Origin of the sequence: Mesorhizobium sp. M7A.F.Ca.US.006.01.1.1 (assembly GCF_003997935.1) — a bacterium.
Classification (GTDB): domain Bacteria; phylum Pseudomonadota; class Alphaproteobacteria; order Rhizobiales; family Rhizobiaceae; genus Mesorhizobium.
The window spans coordinates 1-428 of sequence record NZ_RZQL01000548.1; the positions used below are offsets into that span (position 1 = coordinate 1).

1 protein-coding gene is annotated in these 428 nt (G+C 63.1%); it reads right to left on the reverse strand.

All coding sequences use genetic code 11. The features are described 5' to 3' along the window. Positions 1 to 115: 115 nt before the first annotated feature. Positions 116 to 428: arginase family protein (locus EN943_RS37430; RefSeq protein ID WP_206522901.1), on the reverse strand; the 313-nt coding region annotated here is incomplete at its 5' end.

The following is a 428-nucleotide window of genomic DNA, read 5'->3' on the forward strand; positions in this document are numbered from 1 at the left end:
AAGCCGATCGGCTCATGCGGAGCCTTGAAACAGATTCCGCCGCAACATGAGGCAGTAAGAAACGACCTCAAATCGGTCGCTCCTTGCTGCGTAGAGCAGACATGGCTCGTCGTCGTCATGGCGCTGCTGTTCCGAGCGCAGCGGCCAGTACATCGGCGAGGCCGCGTCCGGCGCTGCCGTCCTCATCTAGGCGCGGATTGTAGATGGTGATCTCGAGGCCGACTGCCTTGCCGCTCGCCAAGGCAAGCCGGAGCGCGGCCGTTAACTCGTCCCACGACAACCCGCCTGGCACGCGAAAATCGACAGCCGGCATGATGACATCGTCGAGACAGTCGGCGTCGAGATGGATGAAGAAGCCGTCCAATTCCGCTCTCGTCAGGTGATCGACCGCTTCGCGTGCGGCGGCCTCGATGCCCGTGGCGCGCACA